The 14,104-nt window shown below is 60.4% G+C and carries 12 protein-coding genes; 4 read left to right on the plus strand and 8 right to left on the minus strand.

Features of this window, described 5'->3' with window-relative positions; all coding sequences use genetic code 11:
- Positions 1-100: 100 nt before the first annotated feature.
- Both ACCD00_RS21840 and ACCD00_RS21845 read right to left on the minus strand, forming a co-directional pair.
- Positions 101-853, minus strand: coding sequence for an anti-sigma factor family protein (locus ACCD00_RS21840; RefSeq protein ID WP_413427491.1), 753 nt, complete (start codon positions 851-853; stop codon positions 101-103).
- Positions 850-1,356, minus strand: a complete 507-nt coding sequence (locus ACCD00_RS21845) for a sigma-70 family RNA polymerase sigma factor (RefSeq protein WP_413427492.1) — start codon at positions 1,354-1,356, stop codon at positions 850-852. The genes ACCD00_RS21840 and ACCD00_RS21845 overlap by 4 nt, the downstream gene beginning before the upstream one ends.
- Positions 1,357-1,514: 158 nt before the next feature.
- Here ACCD00_RS21845 and ACCD00_RS21850 point away from each other — a divergent pair, with 158 nt between their 5' ends.
- Both ACCD00_RS21850 and ACCD00_RS21855 read left to right on the plus strand, forming a co-directional pair.
- Positions 1,515-2,600 carry a catalase family peroxidase gene (locus ACCD00_RS21850; protein ID WP_413427493.1) on the plus strand — a complete coding sequence of 362 codons (1,086 nt, stop codon included), beginning with the start codon at positions 1,515-1,517 and terminating at the stop codon, positions 2,598-2,600.
- A complete protein-coding gene (locus ACCD00_RS21855) occupies positions 2,597-3,142 on the plus strand; it encodes a cytochrome b (RefSeq protein WP_413427494.1) in 546 nt (181 codons plus the stop codon). Before ACCD00_RS21850 ends, ACCD00_RS21855 begins: the two co-directional genes overlap by 4 nt.
- Positions 3,143-3,194: 52 nt before the next feature.
- On the opposite strand, the gene ACCD00_RS21860 is transcribed toward ACCD00_RS21855, so the two are convergent.
- Entirely contained in the window at positions 3,195-4,346 is a 1,152-nt protein-coding gene (locus ACCD00_RS21860; RefSeq protein ID WP_413427495.1) for a M14-type cytosolic carboxypeptidase, read from the minus strand.
- 481 nt (positions 4,347-4,827) lie between these two features.
- Entirely contained in the window at positions 4,828-5,169 is a 342-nt protein-coding gene (locus ACCD00_RS21865) for a DUF6124 family protein (RefSeq protein WP_413427509.1), read from the minus strand.
- A gap of 129 nt (positions 5,170-5,298) precedes the next feature.
- Between ACCD00_RS21865 and ACCD00_RS21870 the strand changes: the two genes are divergently transcribed.
- Positions 5,299-5,946, plus strand: a complete 648-nt coding sequence (locus ACCD00_RS21870) for a LexA family protein (protein WP_413427496.1) — start codon at positions 5,299-5,301, stop codon at positions 5,944-5,946.
- Positions 5,947-5,985: 39 nt separating this feature from the next.
- Here the strand turns inward: ACCD00_RS21870 and ACCD00_RS21875 are convergent, their stop codons facing one another.
- From ACCD00_RS21875 to ACCD00_RS21890, 4 genes are all read right to left on the minus strand, one after another.
- Entirely contained in the window at positions 5,986-7,941 is a 1,956-nt protein-coding gene (locus ACCD00_RS21875; RefSeq protein WP_413427497.1) for an acetyl/propionyl/methylcrotonyl-CoA carboxylase subunit alpha, read from the minus strand.
- Positions 7,941-8,753 carry a gamma-carboxygeranoyl-CoA hydratase gene (locus tag ACCD00_RS21880; protein ID WP_085718284.1) on the minus strand — a complete coding sequence of 271 codons (813 nt, stop codon included), beginning with the start codon at positions 8,751-8,753 and terminating at the stop codon, positions 7,941-7,943. The genes ACCD00_RS21875 and ACCD00_RS21880 overlap by 1 nt, the downstream gene beginning before the upstream one ends.
- A gap of 137 nt (positions 8,754-8,890) precedes the next feature.
- Positions 8,891-10,498 carry a carboxyl transferase domain-containing protein gene (locus tag ACCD00_RS21885; protein ID WP_413427498.1) on the minus strand — a complete coding sequence of 536 codons (1,608 nt, stop codon included), beginning with the start codon at positions 10,496-10,498 and terminating at the stop codon, positions 8,891-8,893.
- A 12-nt stretch (positions 10,499-10,510) separates the two neighbouring features.
- Positions 10,511-11,674, minus strand: a complete 1,164-nt coding sequence (locus ACCD00_RS21890) for an isovaleryl-CoA dehydrogenase (RefSeq protein ID WP_413427499.1) — start codon at positions 11,672-11,674, stop codon at positions 10,511-10,513.
- A gap of 303 nt (positions 11,675-11,977) precedes the next feature.
- On the opposite strand from ACCD00_RS21890, the gene ACCD00_RS21895 reads away from it, so the two are divergent.
- Positions 11,978-13,675, plus strand: coding sequence for an AMP-binding protein (locus tag ACCD00_RS21895; RefSeq protein WP_413427500.1), 1,698 nt, complete (start codon positions 11,978-11,980; stop codon positions 13,673-13,675).
- The last annotated feature ends 429 nt before the right edge of the window (positions 13,676-14,104 follow it).

The following is a 14,104-nucleotide window of genomic DNA, read 5'->3' on the forward strand; positions in this document are numbered from 1 at the left end:
GAGCGGGCTTGCTCGCGAAAGCGGTGTATCAGATAAGTGAATGTCGACTGACACTCCGCCTTCGCGAGCAAGCCCGCTCCCACAGGAGGTGGTGTTGTGTTCAGAACTGATTGGTCTGCCTCAGCATCTGCGCCATCGCCGTATCTGCCGGGCTGACCATCGCGTAGTTGTAGCCGCCACCCGACCAATATTCGGCCTGCAACCCGCCATCGCTACGACTGCCCCTTGGCAGCATGAAGTTTTTCGGTCCCGGTGGGCGCACGTAGAAGCTGATCTTTTGTCCCGTCAGGTTCTGGTAAACCACCATCGCTGCTGGCCCTTGATCGGTACTGAGCAAGCGCCCGCTGACCGGTTTGAATCCGGCGCCGGCGAGGTCGGGCAAGCGATTGGCCCGGTTGAAATAGCGGTCGAGCCAGCCTTGCATATCGCCGTCATCGCTGGCCTTGTAGTCCGCCGGCAGGATCTCTTGCTGGGCAATCAGGCGATAGGCTTGCAGGGCGTCGGTCATTGGAAGCGGGGCGCCGACCAGGGTCATTTGTCGTGCCTGCCAGCCACTGAAACCGCCGATGCCGACAGCGATCAGCAGCACCGCGGCGCTGGCCAGGTGTCGGCGGGACTGACGTTTGAGGCGTTGGCGAATCAGTGCCGGATCGAGGTTCGGGTTGGCCGGTTGCTGCAAGGCACCACCAAGGGCTGCGCGCAGTTGCTGGGCGTCCAGTTGCCAGGCGCGCACTTGCGCGGACATTTCTGGATTGCTCGCCAGAAAAGTCTCGACCAGGCGTCGGTCGGCGTCGCTCAACTGGTGGTCGACATAGGCGTGCAGGTCACGCTCGCTGGGGGGCATGCTGATCATTTGAGTCTCCGCAGGGATGGGCGGTTGATTTCGCCATCGCTGAGTTGGCGCAGGGCCTGGCGAGCCCGGGACAGGCGGGACATCACGGTGCCGATGGGGACGTCGAGAATCTCGGCGACCTCTTTGTAACTCAAGCCTTCCACCGACACCCAGAGCAGCAGCGCGCGTTGCTCCGTGGGCAGTTGATCGAAGGCGTTGAGGGTGGATTGTGCCATCACGGTGCGTTCCACCGAGGGCTGGGGATCGTCACGCCCGGTGAAGAATTCGAGCATGCGCGCATAGCGCCGGGAGCGGCGGTGCGCATCGAGAAACTGTCGATAGAGAATCGAAAACAACCAGGCGCGCAAGTCGCCCTCGGCGCGTTTGCCGCCCCAACTTGACAGTGCCCGCTCCAGGCTCGCCTGTACCAGGTCGTCGGCGCTGCTCGGGTTACGCGTCAACGACACGGCAAACCGGCGCATACCGGGAATGATTTCTCTCAGTTTTTCGTCGATATCGTTCATCAGGTTCCGACAAGTCACTACGCTTGGGACTAGGAAGACGCCCCGTGCTGGAGGTTATTCCACGCTTGAAAAAATAAATACCGCGCATGGGAATAATCCTGTGTGCGGTTCGTCTGCTTGATTCTTCTCACTTGTGGCCGATGGCCCTGGAGTCTTTCATGGTAGATCGATCATCACCGCCAACCCGGCCACCCTTGAGTGCGGCGAGCCTGACGTTGCGTCTGGCTGGCATTGCCGTGGTCGTTGCCGCAGTGGCTGGGGCGTTTGCCTACGTCAACGGCACCTTCGACCCACAGCGCCTGACCCCGAAGAAACTGATCAACGTGCTGGAAACCAACAATGGCGTGCATCCGGGTTTCCGTCGCAACCATGCCAAAGGCGTGTGCGTGATCGGGCATTTCGAGAGCAGTGGCGAGGCGCGCAGCTATTCCAGCGCTCAGGTGTTCAACGAAGCACGGACACCGGTGGTCGGGCGTTTCGCCTTGCCGGCCGGTAATCCATATGCGCCGGACAGTGCCGTGCCGATCCGCAGCATGGCCTTGCGTTTCACTCAGGCCAACGGCCAGCAGTGGCGTACGGGGATGAACAGCATGCCGGTGTTCCCGGTGGGCACGCCCGAGGCGTTCTATCAGTTGCAGCAGGCCCAGTCGCCGGTTCCCGCTACCGGCAAACCGGACCCCGCAGCGGTGCCGGCGTTCTTTGGCTCGCACCCGGAATCTGCGCCGTTCCTGGCCTGGATCAAGACCGCCAAACCCTCGGCCAGTTACGTGACGGAAACCTACAACAGCGTCAACGCGTTCTATCTGGTCAATGCCGCCGGGCAACGCCAGGCCGTGCGCTGGAATATGGTGCCGATGGCCCAGGACGCACCAGGTGCGACGGCACCGGAAGGCAGTGATTTCCTGGAGAAAGACCTGGTTCAGCGCATCGCCGCCGGCCCGTTGCGCTGGCAGTTGAACATCACCCTGGCCAACCCCGGCGATCCGGTCAACGACGCCAGCAAGGCCTGGCCCGAGGGGCGCAAGGTGTTGAACGCTGGCACCCTGGTGCTGGAAAAGACTCAGCCGCAACTCAACGGTGAATGCCGTGACATCAACTACGACCCGCTGGTGTTGCCTGCCGGGATCGAAGGTTCCGACGACCCGTTGCTCGCCGCTCGTTCAGCCGGTTACGCCAATTCCTACCTGCGTCGCACCAGCGAAGTGGGCCAGTTGCCCGCCGCCAAACAGGAGGCCCAGCAATGAGCACCCAACCGAACCACTTCGCTCCGCTGGCGCGCCTGCTGCACTGGCTGATGGCGCTGATGATCATCGCCATGCTGTTTATCGGCGCCGGCATGGTCGCCTCGGTATCCGAGCGGCATGAGTGGCTGATTCATCTGCACAAACCCCTGGGCGTCGCGATCTTGCTGTTGGTGATCGTGCGACTGGTGGTGCGTTTTTCCACTACGCAGCCACCGCTGCCGGCGGACATGCCGGGTGTGCAAGTACTCGCGGCCAAGGCTTCGCATGTCTTGTTGTATGCATTGATGCTGGTCTTGCCGCTGCTGGGTTGGGCAATGATTTCGGCGTCTGGCGAGCCGGTAATGCTCAGCAGTTCGCTGCAACTACCCTCGATTGTGCCGGCGAACGCGCAGGTCTTTGCCTTCCTGCGCAAGGCGCACGGGTATCTGGCGTATCTGCTGTTTCTGACCGTGTTGCTGCATTTGGCGGCGGCGCTGTTTCACGGCTGGGTGCGCCGTGATGAGGTGCTGGACAGTATGTTGCGGGGTAGGGGTCGCGGTTGAAAGCTGCCGATCAATCATTGTGGCGAGGGGGCAAGCCCCTCGCCACAGGTGGTCAGCGCAGGGTATCGACCATATCCGCCAGCGTGGTCAGCACATCCTTGCCCAGCTGTTTCGAACGCTTGCCCGACCAACCGGTTTCCGCGTTCGGATGATCGTCGTGATCCTTGAACGGCATTTCCAGGGTCAGCGACAGACAGTCGTACTTCTGCCCTACGCTGTTGCAGGCCAACGTCATGTTAGCCTGGCCCGGTTCATCGCGGGTGTAGCCGTACCTGGTCTGGAAGTCCTTGGTGGTGTGCTTCAGATGAGTGCGGAAGTGCTCCTCGAGCTTTTCGATCCGCGGCGTGTAACCGGGGTTGCCTTCGCAACCGGCGGTGAATACGTGGGGGATTTCCTCGTCACCGTGGACGTCGAGAAACATGTCGACGCCGTATTTTTCCATCTGTTGCTGAACGAACAGGACCTCCGGGCTGATTTCCTGGCTGGCGCTCTGCCAGGCGCGATTGAGGTCCTGGCCCATGGCGTTGGTGCGCAGGTGGCCATGGAAAGCACCATCCGGGTTCATGTTCGGCACCAGGTACAGGTCGGCGCTGGCCAGCAGTTTATTCAGCACCGGGTCGTCGTGTTTTTCCAGGCGTTCGATCACGCCCTCCATGAACCACTCGGCCATGTGTTCGCCCGGATGTTGCTGGGCAATCATCCACACCTTGCGCCGGCCTTCGGCCCCGGTGCCTTTGCGCAATAACTGGATGTCGCGACCTTCGACACTTTTGCCGGTGGCCAGCAACTCAGTGCCAGCCTTGCTCAGTGCTTGCTCGATCAGCCAGTCGTGGCGGCCACGGCTGTAGGGTTCGAAGTAAGCGAACCAGGCGTGAGTCTGCTCGGCTTCGAGGCTGAAGCGCAGGCAGTCGCCTTCAAAAATGGTCGGTACGCGGAACCAGTTGACGTGATCGTAGGACGCCACCGCCTGATAACCGGTCCAGGCCTTGTTATAGGAAGACTGGCTGGCATTGTTCAGGCGAAACCAGTGCTCCTGCCCGACATGCAGGCCGCTGGCCTTGAAGTGGAACCACTGGAAATGAGCACTGCGAGTGTCCGGGCGAATGGCCAGAAGAGGTTTGAGCGGGTCGCTGATGTCGATGACTTGGATGTTGCCGCTGTCGAAGTTGGCAGTGATGTCGAAAGAGGATTTTCCCACGGTCATAATCGAGTCCTGAATATGATTTTTATGGCGGCTACTTTACACGCAAGAGTGGGGCGAAACCGAGGGAAATTGCGGGGTGCAGGGGGGGCGTCCTCCTTGACGCCGTCGCAGCTTAGAGGCTGTGCGATTGATTCTCAAGTGCTATTTGTCGCTGGTTTTAACCAATGATGCCGGGCTTCTCTTGCCAAGCGGCATTCTTTTGATATCATCCGCGCCATCGAATTTGCGACACCCGAAGACTTCATTAGCCTGAAGCCAAAAGCCAGAAAACTGGCAAAAAAAGACCCGGCAAAAAGCCGGGTCAAAAACCGTGATTAGCCTGATGAGGAGATAGTCCGGGAGACCGACCTAAGGTCACCTGGTCCATCGACTGATCTCGCGATCAGTCGATGCAATAATAATCATTCTCGTTTGCAAGTCAAACGTTTTCACCTGCGCGATAGGAAAATTCTTTCCTGTCCTCTCGATTTACCTTCTCACCTCAACCGTTTTCATACTTCTCCAGCGACCGATCGACCATCGCCTTGGCCATGTCGATCATATGCACAGCCGAAAACGCCAGGTCGCGGTTTGCGCCTTGCAGGTGATTGGCTGACTCGTACGCGGTGGCGGCAGCGCAGCGCAACAGGTCCAAGGCATGGACCAGTGCCTCTTCGCCGCTGATATTGCGGTTCACATCAAAAAAACGCAGCTCGGCAACGTCCTCTGAAATAGCGGGTTTCAAGTAATAGTCCAGCGCGCGTTGTGCCGCTGCTGAGCCTTGGGGCGAGGTGAGGGTGGTGTCGATTTGCATGTCCGACAGGTCATTGGCGGGTGGGTTCATGGTGATGGCAAACTCCGTGTTAGATTCAGATCCGTGAATCGATACTAATACGGACTGTATTTGTGACGATAATTTAAATACTACAATTTGTGTTTTGATGGCCGGAGTCATCCACGTATCGTGCCGCACATGGATAAATGGATCGAATTGGTCAAGGCCAAGATGAGTGAACTCAAAATCACTCAAGAGATACTCGCCGAGCGCCTCGGGATGTCCCAGGGCGGCATTGGCCACTGGCTCAACAAACGTCGTGAACCCGGCATCGAAGACATGAACCGTGTACTGCGGGCGCTGGGCCTCGAGTTTCTCGAGGTGGCGCTGGTGATCCGGGAACCGCAGGCGTCAACAGACGACGATATCCCCCTGACACAGAAGTACAACCCGTACTTTCGCTACCCGATCAGTGACTGGCGCGAACCTGCCGAAGTGCGCGACGGCGAGGTCGCGGTGTATGCAAAGGGGCGCTCTGAGCTGTCCGATTACCACGCCCGGGGGGCTGCGTTCTGGCTGAGAGTGGCAGGCGATGCGATGACCGCACCCAATGGCATCAGCATCCCGGAAGGCATGCTGATTCTGGTGGACCCGGCCGTGGAAGCCGTGCCCGGCAAACTGGTGATTGCCCAGTGGCCGGACAGCGCCGAAGCCACATTCCGCAAGTTGATCGAAGAGGGCGGGCAGCGTTACCTGGTCCCGCTCAATCCGACGTATCCGAAAGCCTTGTACACCGAAGAATGTCGAATCATCGGCGTAGTGGTTCAGGCAACGACCAAGTTCTGATCAGATCGGTCCTCGCAGGGCGTAGGACCGATCTTCATTTCACGCTTCTTCCAGTTCGACCAGCGCACTGCCTTCGCTGACCATCTCGCCTTCCTGGCAATACAGCGCCTTGATCACCCCGGCGTGCGGTGCACGAATGCTGTGCTCCATTTTCATCGCTTCCAGCACCACCAGTTGCGCCCCGGCTTCGACCGATTGTCCGGCCTCCACCAGCACACGGACGATGCTGCCGTTCATCGGTGCGGTCAGCCCGCCGTGATGGCTATGGCTGGCCTCGACGGCGCTGATCGGGTCGTAAGCCTCGATGCGGCGCAACTCGCCATCCCACTGCAAATACACATACTCGCCACGACGTATGGCCCGGTGTTGAAGGCGCACGCCAGCATGCTCGGTCAGCAGATGCTCGCCCTTGAGCCGAGCGCTGTGGGCATCGATGGCGCCCAGCGTCAGCGCGCGGTCCTGGCCTTCACAACTCAAGTGAAGGGTGATTTCTCTCGGCAAGCCGGCACGCAGCCCACTACCAGCCGCCCATGGCGAACTCGGGTCATCGGCACGGGTTGCAGACGGTTGGCTCTGGGCAAACGCCTGGGCGGCTGCTTGCCAGAAATCATCGCTGAGTTCCGCTGGCGTCGGCAGCAACTGTTCCTGATAGCGCGGAATGAAGCCGGTATCCAGTTCGGCAGCGGCGAACGCCGGGTGACCGACGATGCGCCGCAGGAAATTGATGTTGGTCTTCAGGCCGCCGATGGCGAATTCGTCGAGCATGCTCAGCAGGCGCAAGCGCGCCTGTTCACGATCTTCGCCCCAGGCAATCAGCTTGCCGAGCATCGGGTCGTAGAACGGCGAAATTTCATCGCCTTCTTCAACGCCGCTGTCCACTCGACGCCCAGGCCCCTGGGCGGATTCGCGATACAGCTCCAGGCGACCGGTCGCCGGCAGGAAGTCATTGCCCGGATCTTCGGCATACAGTCGCACTTCGATCGCGTGCCCCACCAGCGGCACCTGATCCTGGGTCATCGGCAACGCTTCGCCGCGTGCCACGCGAATCTGCCAGGCCACCAGGTCGAGGCCGGTGATGGCTTCGGTAACCGGGTGTTCCACTTGCAGGCGGGTGTTCATCTCCATGAAGAAGAACTCGCCGCGCGCATCCAGCAAAAATTCCACGGTGCCGGCGCCGACATAACCGATGGCCTGCGCTGAACGCACGGCGGCCTCACCCATGGCGCGACGCAGTTCCGGGCTCAGGCCTGGCGCCGGCGCTTCCTCGACGACTTTCTGGTGCCGCCGCTGAATCGAGCAATCACGTTCGTTGAGGTACAGGCAGTTGCCGTGTTGGTCGGCGAATACCTGGATTTCCACGTGGCGTGGCTTGAGCAGGTATTTCTCCACCAGCATCCGCGAATCGCCGAACGACGATTGTGCCTCACGCTGTGCCGAGGCCAGGGCTTCGGCCAGTTGGCTGACGTCCTCGACCACTTTCATGCCTTTGCCGCCGCCACCGGCGGTGGCCTTGAGCAGCACCGGGTAGCCGATGCGCTCGCAGGCGGCGCGGAAGGTTTCCAGGTCCTGGGCTTCGCCGTGATAACCGGGCACCAATGGCACGCCGGCGGTTTCCATCAAGGCTTTGGCGGCGGACTTGCTGCCCATGGCGTCGATGGCCGAGGCAGGCGGGCCGAGGAATATCAGGCCGGCGCTTTCGATGGCGCGGGCGAACCCGGCGTTTTCCGACAGAAAGCCATAGCCAGGGTGAATCGCCTGGGCGCCACTGGCCTTGGCGGCAGCGATCAGTTTGTCGATTTGCAGGTAGCTGTCGGCGGCTTTGCTGCCGCCGAGGTCGACACGAATGTCGGCTTCGCGGCTGTGCCGGGCGTCACGGTCGGTGGCGCTGTGCACGGCCACGGTCGTCAGGCCCAGCGCCTTGGCGGTACGCATTACCCGGCAAGCGATTTCGCCACGGTTGGCCACCAGCAGGGTGGTGAGGACAGGTGCGCTCATCAACGGGGCTCCTTGGTGGTTTCGGCTTGCCAGCTCGGCGGACGTTTTTGCAGGAAGGCGCGCAGGCCTTCCTGACCTTCCGGGCTGACGCGGATGCGGGCGATGGCGTTTTCGGTGTAGCGGCGCAATGCCGGGGTCAGTGAGCCGTCGCCGACTTCGCGCAACAGATCCTTGCTGGCGCGCATCGCGGCCGGACTGTTGAGCAGCAGGTTGTCGATCCACTGCTCGACTTTCTGTTCCAGCTCGGCACTTGCATAGCTTTCCGACAACAGACCGATTTCCCGTGCCCGTTGCCCGCCGAAGCGCTCAGCGGTCAAGGCATAGCGACGTGTAGCGCGCTCGCCGATGGCTTGCACCACGAATGGGCTGATCACCGCCGGCGCCAGGCCGATGCGCACTTCCGACAGGCAGAACTGCGCGTCATCGGCACCGATGGCCATGTCGCAGCAACTGATCAGGCCCAGCGCGCCGCCAAAGGCCGCGCCTTGCACCACGGCCAGGGTCGGAACTTTCAGTTTGGCCAGGTTGTACATCAACTCCGCCAGTTCCCGGGCGTCATCGAGGTTGGTGGCGTAATCGAGTTCGGCCGATTGCTGCATCCAGGCCAGGTCGGCGCCGGCGCTGAAGTGTTTGCCGCGGCCGCGCACGATCAGAAACCGCAGGCTGGCATCGCTCGCGACTTTGTCGAGGGCGAGGATCAGCTCGCGAATCATTTCGGCGTTGAAGGCGTTGTTCTTTTCTTCACGGCTGAGCCACAGGGTGGCAAAACCACGCGGGTCGGTCAGCAGTTCGAGGGTGTTGAAGTCGCTCATATTGTCCGTCTCCACAACTCTGTTCTTCTGTAGGAGCGAGCTTGCTCGCGATGAACGCTCAACCGACGCTGGCTACCTGATGCCCCGCGTTATCGTTAACGCCTATCGCGAGCGAGCTCGCTCCTACAGAGGTCGGATCACATCCGGAACACGCCGAAGCGGCTCGGTTCGATTGGCGCGTTCAACGACGCGGACAAGGCCAGGGCCAGTACGTCGCGAGTCTGGGCCGGGTCGATGACACCGTCGTCCCACAGACGCGCGCTGGAATAGTAGGGGTGACCCTGTTCTTCGTACTGGTCGAGGATCGGTTGCTTGATCTCGGCTTCCTGCTCGGCACTGAAACCATGCCCACCGCGTTCGGCCTGTTCGCGCTTGACCTGTACCAGAACACCGGCAGCCTGTTCGGCGCCCATCACACCGATGCGCGCATTTGGCCACATCCACAGGAAACGCGGATCGTAGGCACGGCCACACATGCCGTAGTTACCTGCGCCGAAGCTGCCGCCAATGATCACCGTGAACTTCGGCACCTTGGCGCAAGCCACCGCCGTCACCAATTTCGCGCCGTGCTTGGCAATACCGCCGGCTTCGTATTTCTGGCCGACCATGAAGCCGGTGATGTTCTGCAAGAACAGCAAAGGAATGCCGCGCTGACAGGCCAGCTCAATGAAGTGCGCGCCTTTCTGCGCCGCTTCAGCGAAGAGAATGCCGTTGTTGGCGAGGATCGCGATCGGGTAACCGTGCAGGTAAGCAAAACCGCAGACCAGCGTTGTCCCGAACAGCGCCTTGAACTCGTCGAACACCGATCCGTCCACCAGTCGCGCAATCACTTCGCGCACGTCAAACGGTTGCTTGGCGTCGGCCGGGACCACACCGTACAACTCGTCACTGCTGTAGAGCGGGGCGATCGGAGTGCGTTGCTGAACCTCACCTTGCTTGCGCCAGTTGAGGTTGGCGACGCTGCGGCGCGCCAGCGCCAGAGCGTGCTCATCGCTCTCGGCGTAATGGTCGGCTACCCCGGAAATCTTGCAATGCACGTCAGCCCCACCGAGGTCTTCGGCGCTGACCACCTCACCGGTGGCGGCTTTCACCAGCGGCGGGCCGGCGAGGAAGATCGTCGCTTGTTCGCGGACCATGATCGCTTCGTCGGCCATCGCTGGCACATACGCGCCGCCAGCGGTGCAGGAGCCCATGACCACGGCAATCTGCGGAATGCCCATGGCGCTCATGTTGGCCTGGTTGAAGAAGATCCGCCCGAAGTGCTCGCGGTCCGGAAACACTTCATCCTGACGCGGCAGGTTGGCACCGCCCGAATCCACCAGATAGATGCACGGCAGGCGATTTTGCTGGGCGATGGTCTGGGCACGCAGGTGTTTTTTTACCGTCAGAGGGTAATACGAGCCACCTTTTACCGTGGCGTCGTTGGCGACGATCATGCATTCGACGCCTTCCACGCGGCCAATCCCGGCAATCACGCCAGCAGCGGGAACGTCTTCGCCATACACCTGGTAGGCCGCCAGTTGGCTGATCTCCAGAAACGGCGAGCCCGGATCCAGCAAACGGTTGATGCGCTCGCGGGGCAGCAGTTTACCCCGCGAGGTGTGGCGCTCCTGCGCTTTCGGGCCGCCACCTTGGGCGACTTGGGCGAGCAGGGTGTGCAGGGCGTCGACCTGTTTGAGCATCGCCGCACTGTTGGCGGTGAACTCCGCTGAACGAGGGTTGAGCTGGGTATGCAGGATAGCCATGGACAGCTCCGTTTAGCGGGTTTCGTTGAACAGTTCGCGACCGATCAGCATGCGACGGATCTCACTGGTGCCGGCGCCGATTTCGTACAGCTTGGCGTCACGTAGCAGACGGCCCGCCGGGAATTCGTTGATGTAACCGTTTCCGCCGAGAATCTGGATCGCGTCGAGGGCCATTTGCGTGGCACGTTCGGCGGAATAGAGGATCACCCCGGCGGCGTCCTTGCGCGTGGTTTCGCCACGCTCGCAAGCCTGGGCCACGGCGTACAGGTAGGCGCGGCTGGCGTTGAGTTGGGTGTACATGTCGGCGACCTTGCCCTGGATCAACTGGAATTCGCCAATGCTCTGGCCGAACTGCTTGCGGTCGTGAATGTACGGCACGATCAGGTCCATGCACGCCTGCATGATCCCGGTCGGGCCACCGGACAGGACAACGCGCTCGTAGTCGAGGCCGCTCATCAGCACTTTCACGCCGCCGTTGAGCACGCCGAGGATGTTTTCTTCCGGCACTTCGACGTCATCGAAAAACAGCTCGCAGGTGTTCGAACCACGCATGCCGAGCTTGTCGAACTTGTTGCTGCGGCTGAAGCCTTTCCAGTCGCGCTCGACGATGAAGGCGGTGATGCCGTGGGGGCCTTTTTCCAGGTCGGTCTTGGCGTAGATCACATAGGTGTTGGCGTCCGGACCGTTGGTGATCCAGGTCTTGCTGCCGTTGAGCACGTACTTGTCGCCGCGTTTGTCGGCACGCAGTTTCATCGAGACCACGTCGGAACCGGCGTTTGGCTCGCTCATGGCCAATGCGCCGATGTGCTCGCCGCTGATCAGCTTCGGCAGGTATTTGGATTTCTGTTCGTGGTTGCCGTTGCGATTGATCTGGTTGACGCAGAGGTTGGAGTGGGCGCCGTAGGACAACGCCACCGAGGCCGAGCCACGGCTGATTTCTTCCATGGCCACCACGTGGGCCAGGTAACCCAGGCCGGCACCGCCGTATTCTTCCGGCACGGTAATGCCCAGCAGGCCCATGTCGCCGAATTTGCGCCACAGGTCGGCGGGGAACAGGTTGTCGGTGTCGATCTGAGCGGCGCGCGGGGCGATCTCTTTGGCGACGAAGGACTGAACCTGATCGCGCAGCATGTCGATGGTTTCACCGAGGGCAAAGTTCAGGGATGGGTAGCTCATGGGTCACCTTTTGGCTTTTTTGTCGGGTGGGGAGGGTCGTGATTCAGTTCTCACCTTTACGTTAACGTAAACCTGTGACGAATGGCTGTCAATCACCCTTTACGTTAACGTCAACTTGAGCGAGAGTAGAGGCAGTTCAAGATAGAAAAGCGGACCAACCCTGTAGGAGCGAGCTTGCTCGCGATGAACTTGAAGGCGACGCATTTTTCAGGCGGTACGCGTCATCGTTGACCTCCATCGCGAGCAAGCTCGCTCCTACAGGTAACCGCCGGTAGCCCATTAATAAAGACAATAGGGGTCGTCATGGATCAACCCAGTGCAAGCCCGCAACGCAGTTACACCCGTGGTTCCCAGGATAAAGCCTTGCTGGCGATGACTATCGGCCAGACGTTCGACAACACGGTTGCGCAGTACCCGGACGGGGAGGCGCTGGTGGTGCGCCATCAACAGCTGCGTTACACCTGGCGGCAATTGGCCGAGGCCGCTGACCTGCACGCCAGGGCGCTGTTGGCGTTGGGGTTGCAAGCCGGTGACCGGCTTGGCATCTGGGCACCAAACTGTGCGCAGTGGTGCATCAGCCAGATTGCCACCGCGAAAATCGGCGTGATTCTGGTCAACATCAATCCCGCGTATCGCAGTTCCGAACTCGAATACGTACTCAAGCAATCCGGTTGCCAATGGCTGGTATGCGCCGGGGCCTTCAAGACCTCGAACTATCACTCGATGCTGCAAGGCCTGGTGCCGGAACTGGCCGCGCAATCCATCGGCAAGTTGCACAGCGAGCGCTTGCCGGAGTTGCGCGGTGTCATCAGCCTGGATGCGCAGCCACCGTCGGGGTTCCTGCCATGGTCGCAACTGGCCGATCTGGCGGGCAGCGTGACGGTCGAGCAACTGCATGAGCGCCAGGACAGCCTGCATTTCGATCAGCCGGTGAATATCCAGTACACCTCCGGCACCACCGGGTTCCCCAAGGGCGCGACCCTCAGTCACTACAACATTCTCAACAATGGCTACATGGTCGGCGAAAGCCTGGGCCTGACGGCGGCCGATCGCCTGGTGATCCCGGTGCCGCTGTATCACTGCTTCGGCATGGTCATGGGCAACCTCGGCTGCATCACCCATGGCAGCACCATGATTTATCCAAACGACGCGTTCGATCCATTGCTGACCCTTGGCACCGTGGCTGAAGAAAAGGCCACGGCGCTGTACGGCGTGCCGACCATGTTCATTGCCATGCTCGATCAGCCGCAACGCGCCGGGTTCGACCTGTCGAGCCTGCGCACTGGCATCATGGCGGGCGCAACCTGTCCTATCGAAGTCATGCGCCGGGTCATCAGCGAAATGCATATGAGTGAAGTGCAGATTGCCTACGGCATGACGGAAACCAGCCCCGTGTCGTTGCAGACCGGTCCGTCGGACGATCTGGAATTGCGCGTCACCACGGTCGGGCGCACCCAGCCGCAACTGGAAAGCAAGATCATTGACGAGGCGGGCAACCTGGTGCCCCGTGGCACCATCGGTGAACTCTGTACCCGTGGCTACAGCGTGATGCTCGGCTACTGGAACAACCCGCAAGGCACCGCAGAAGCCATTGATCAGGCAGGCTGGATGCACACCGGCGACCTGGCGAGCATGAATGATGAGGGTTACGTGTGCATTGCCGGGCGTAACAAGGACATGATCATCCGTGGCGGTGAGAACATTTACCCGCGGGAGCTGGAAGAGTTTTTCTTTACTCATCCGGCTGTTGCGGACGTTCAGGTGATCGGCATTCCTTGCTCGCGCTACGGCGAAGAGATCGTCGCCTGGATCAAGTTCCACCCCGGCCACAGCGCCACCGAGCAAGAGCTGCAAACCTGGTGCAAGGAGCGCATCGCACACTTCAAGACGCCGCGCTACTTCAAGTTCGTCGAGGAGTTTCCTATGACCGTGACCGGCAAGATCCAGAAATTCCGGATGCGCGAGATCAGTATCGAGGAGTTGCGCATCAACAAGGCATGACGAGGCCTCTTGTAGAAGCGAGCTTGCTCGCGAAGAACTCAAGGATGCCGCGTTCATTCAGAATGTGCGCGTTATCGTTGGCGACCTTCGCGAGCAAGCTCGCTCCTACAGGGGGTGGTGAAATCTCAAATGCCAGACAGCACAAAGGGGAGCCGAGGCTCCCCTTTAATTTGTCGTTGCGCGTGCTCTTTTTTTATTATTGAGGGTCGGTCTGTTTTTGTTTTTGGCAACCGTTGCCCTTTACCGCTGTTTTTGGCGATCCCCATCCGGGATCAAGAGCAAACGTATTTTTTTGAGCGCTGATCTACTTTTTCGCCAAGCGATCCAACCAGTTCTGGAGCTACCTGAAGGTAGTTTTATTGTTCTCTGCCCGGTTGCGGGTAACTCCGAAAAGCACCCTGAAAAGCACATCTTCTCCAAAAAAATCTG

The sequence above is a fragment of the Pseudomonas sp. Pseusp3 genome, from assembly GCF_047304225.1.
GTDB lineage: Bacteria > Pseudomonadota > Gammaproteobacteria > Pseudomonadales > Pseudomonadaceae > Aquipseudomonas > Aquipseudomonas fluorescens_CD.

What these genes read in the sequence shown, in the direction of transcription:
- ACCD00_RS21865 (WP_413427509.1), bottom strand. Translation starts at nt 5,169, where the DNA reads ATGAACCCACCCGCCAATGACCTGTCGGACATGCAAATCGACACCACC.
- ACCD00_RS21860 (WP_413427495.1), bottom strand. Translation starts at nt 4,346, where the DNA reads ATGACCGTGGGAAAATCCTCTTTCGACATCACTGCCAACTTCGACAGC.
- ACCD00_RS21870 (WP_413427496.1), top strand. Translation starts at nt 5,299, where the DNA reads ATGGATAAATGGATCGAATTGGTCAAGGCCAAGATGAGTGAACTCAAA.
- ACCD00_RS21850 (WP_413427493.1), top strand. Translation starts at nt 1,515, where the DNA reads ATGGTAGATCGATCATCACCGCCAACCCGGCCACCCTTGAGTGCGGCG.
- ACCD00_RS21840 (WP_413427491.1), bottom strand. Translation starts at nt 853, where the DNA reads ATGATCAGCATGCCCCCCAGCGAGCGTGACCTGCACGCCTATGTCGAC.
- ACCD00_RS21880 (WP_085718284.1), bottom strand. Translation starts at nt 8,753, where the DNA reads ATGAGCGACTTCAACACCCTCGAACTGCTGACCGACCCGCGTGGTTTT.
- ACCD00_RS21845 (WP_413427492.1), bottom strand. Translation starts at nt 1,356, where the DNA reads ATGAACGATATCGACGAAAAACTGAGAGAAATCATTCCCGGTATGCGC.
- ACCD00_RS21890 (WP_413427499.1), bottom strand. Translation starts at nt 11,674, where the DNA reads ATGAGCTACCCATCCCTGAACTTTGCCCTCGGTGAAACCATCGACATG.
- ACCD00_RS21855 (WP_413427494.1), top strand. Translation starts at nt 2,597, where the DNA reads ATGAGCACCCAACCGAACCACTTCGCTCCGCTGGCGCGCCTGCTGCAC.
- ACCD00_RS21895 (WP_413427500.1), top strand. Translation starts at nt 11,978, where the DNA reads ATGGATCAACCCAGTGCAAGCCCGCAACGCAGTTACACCCGTGGTTCC.
- ACCD00_RS21885 (WP_413427498.1), bottom strand. Translation starts at nt 10,498, where the DNA reads ATGGCTATCCTGCATACCCAGCTCAACCCTCGTTCAGCGGAGTTCACC.
- ACCD00_RS21875 (WP_413427497.1), bottom strand. Translation starts at nt 7,941, where the DNA reads ATGAGCGCACCTGTCCTCACCACCCTGCTGGTGGCCAACCGTGGCGAA.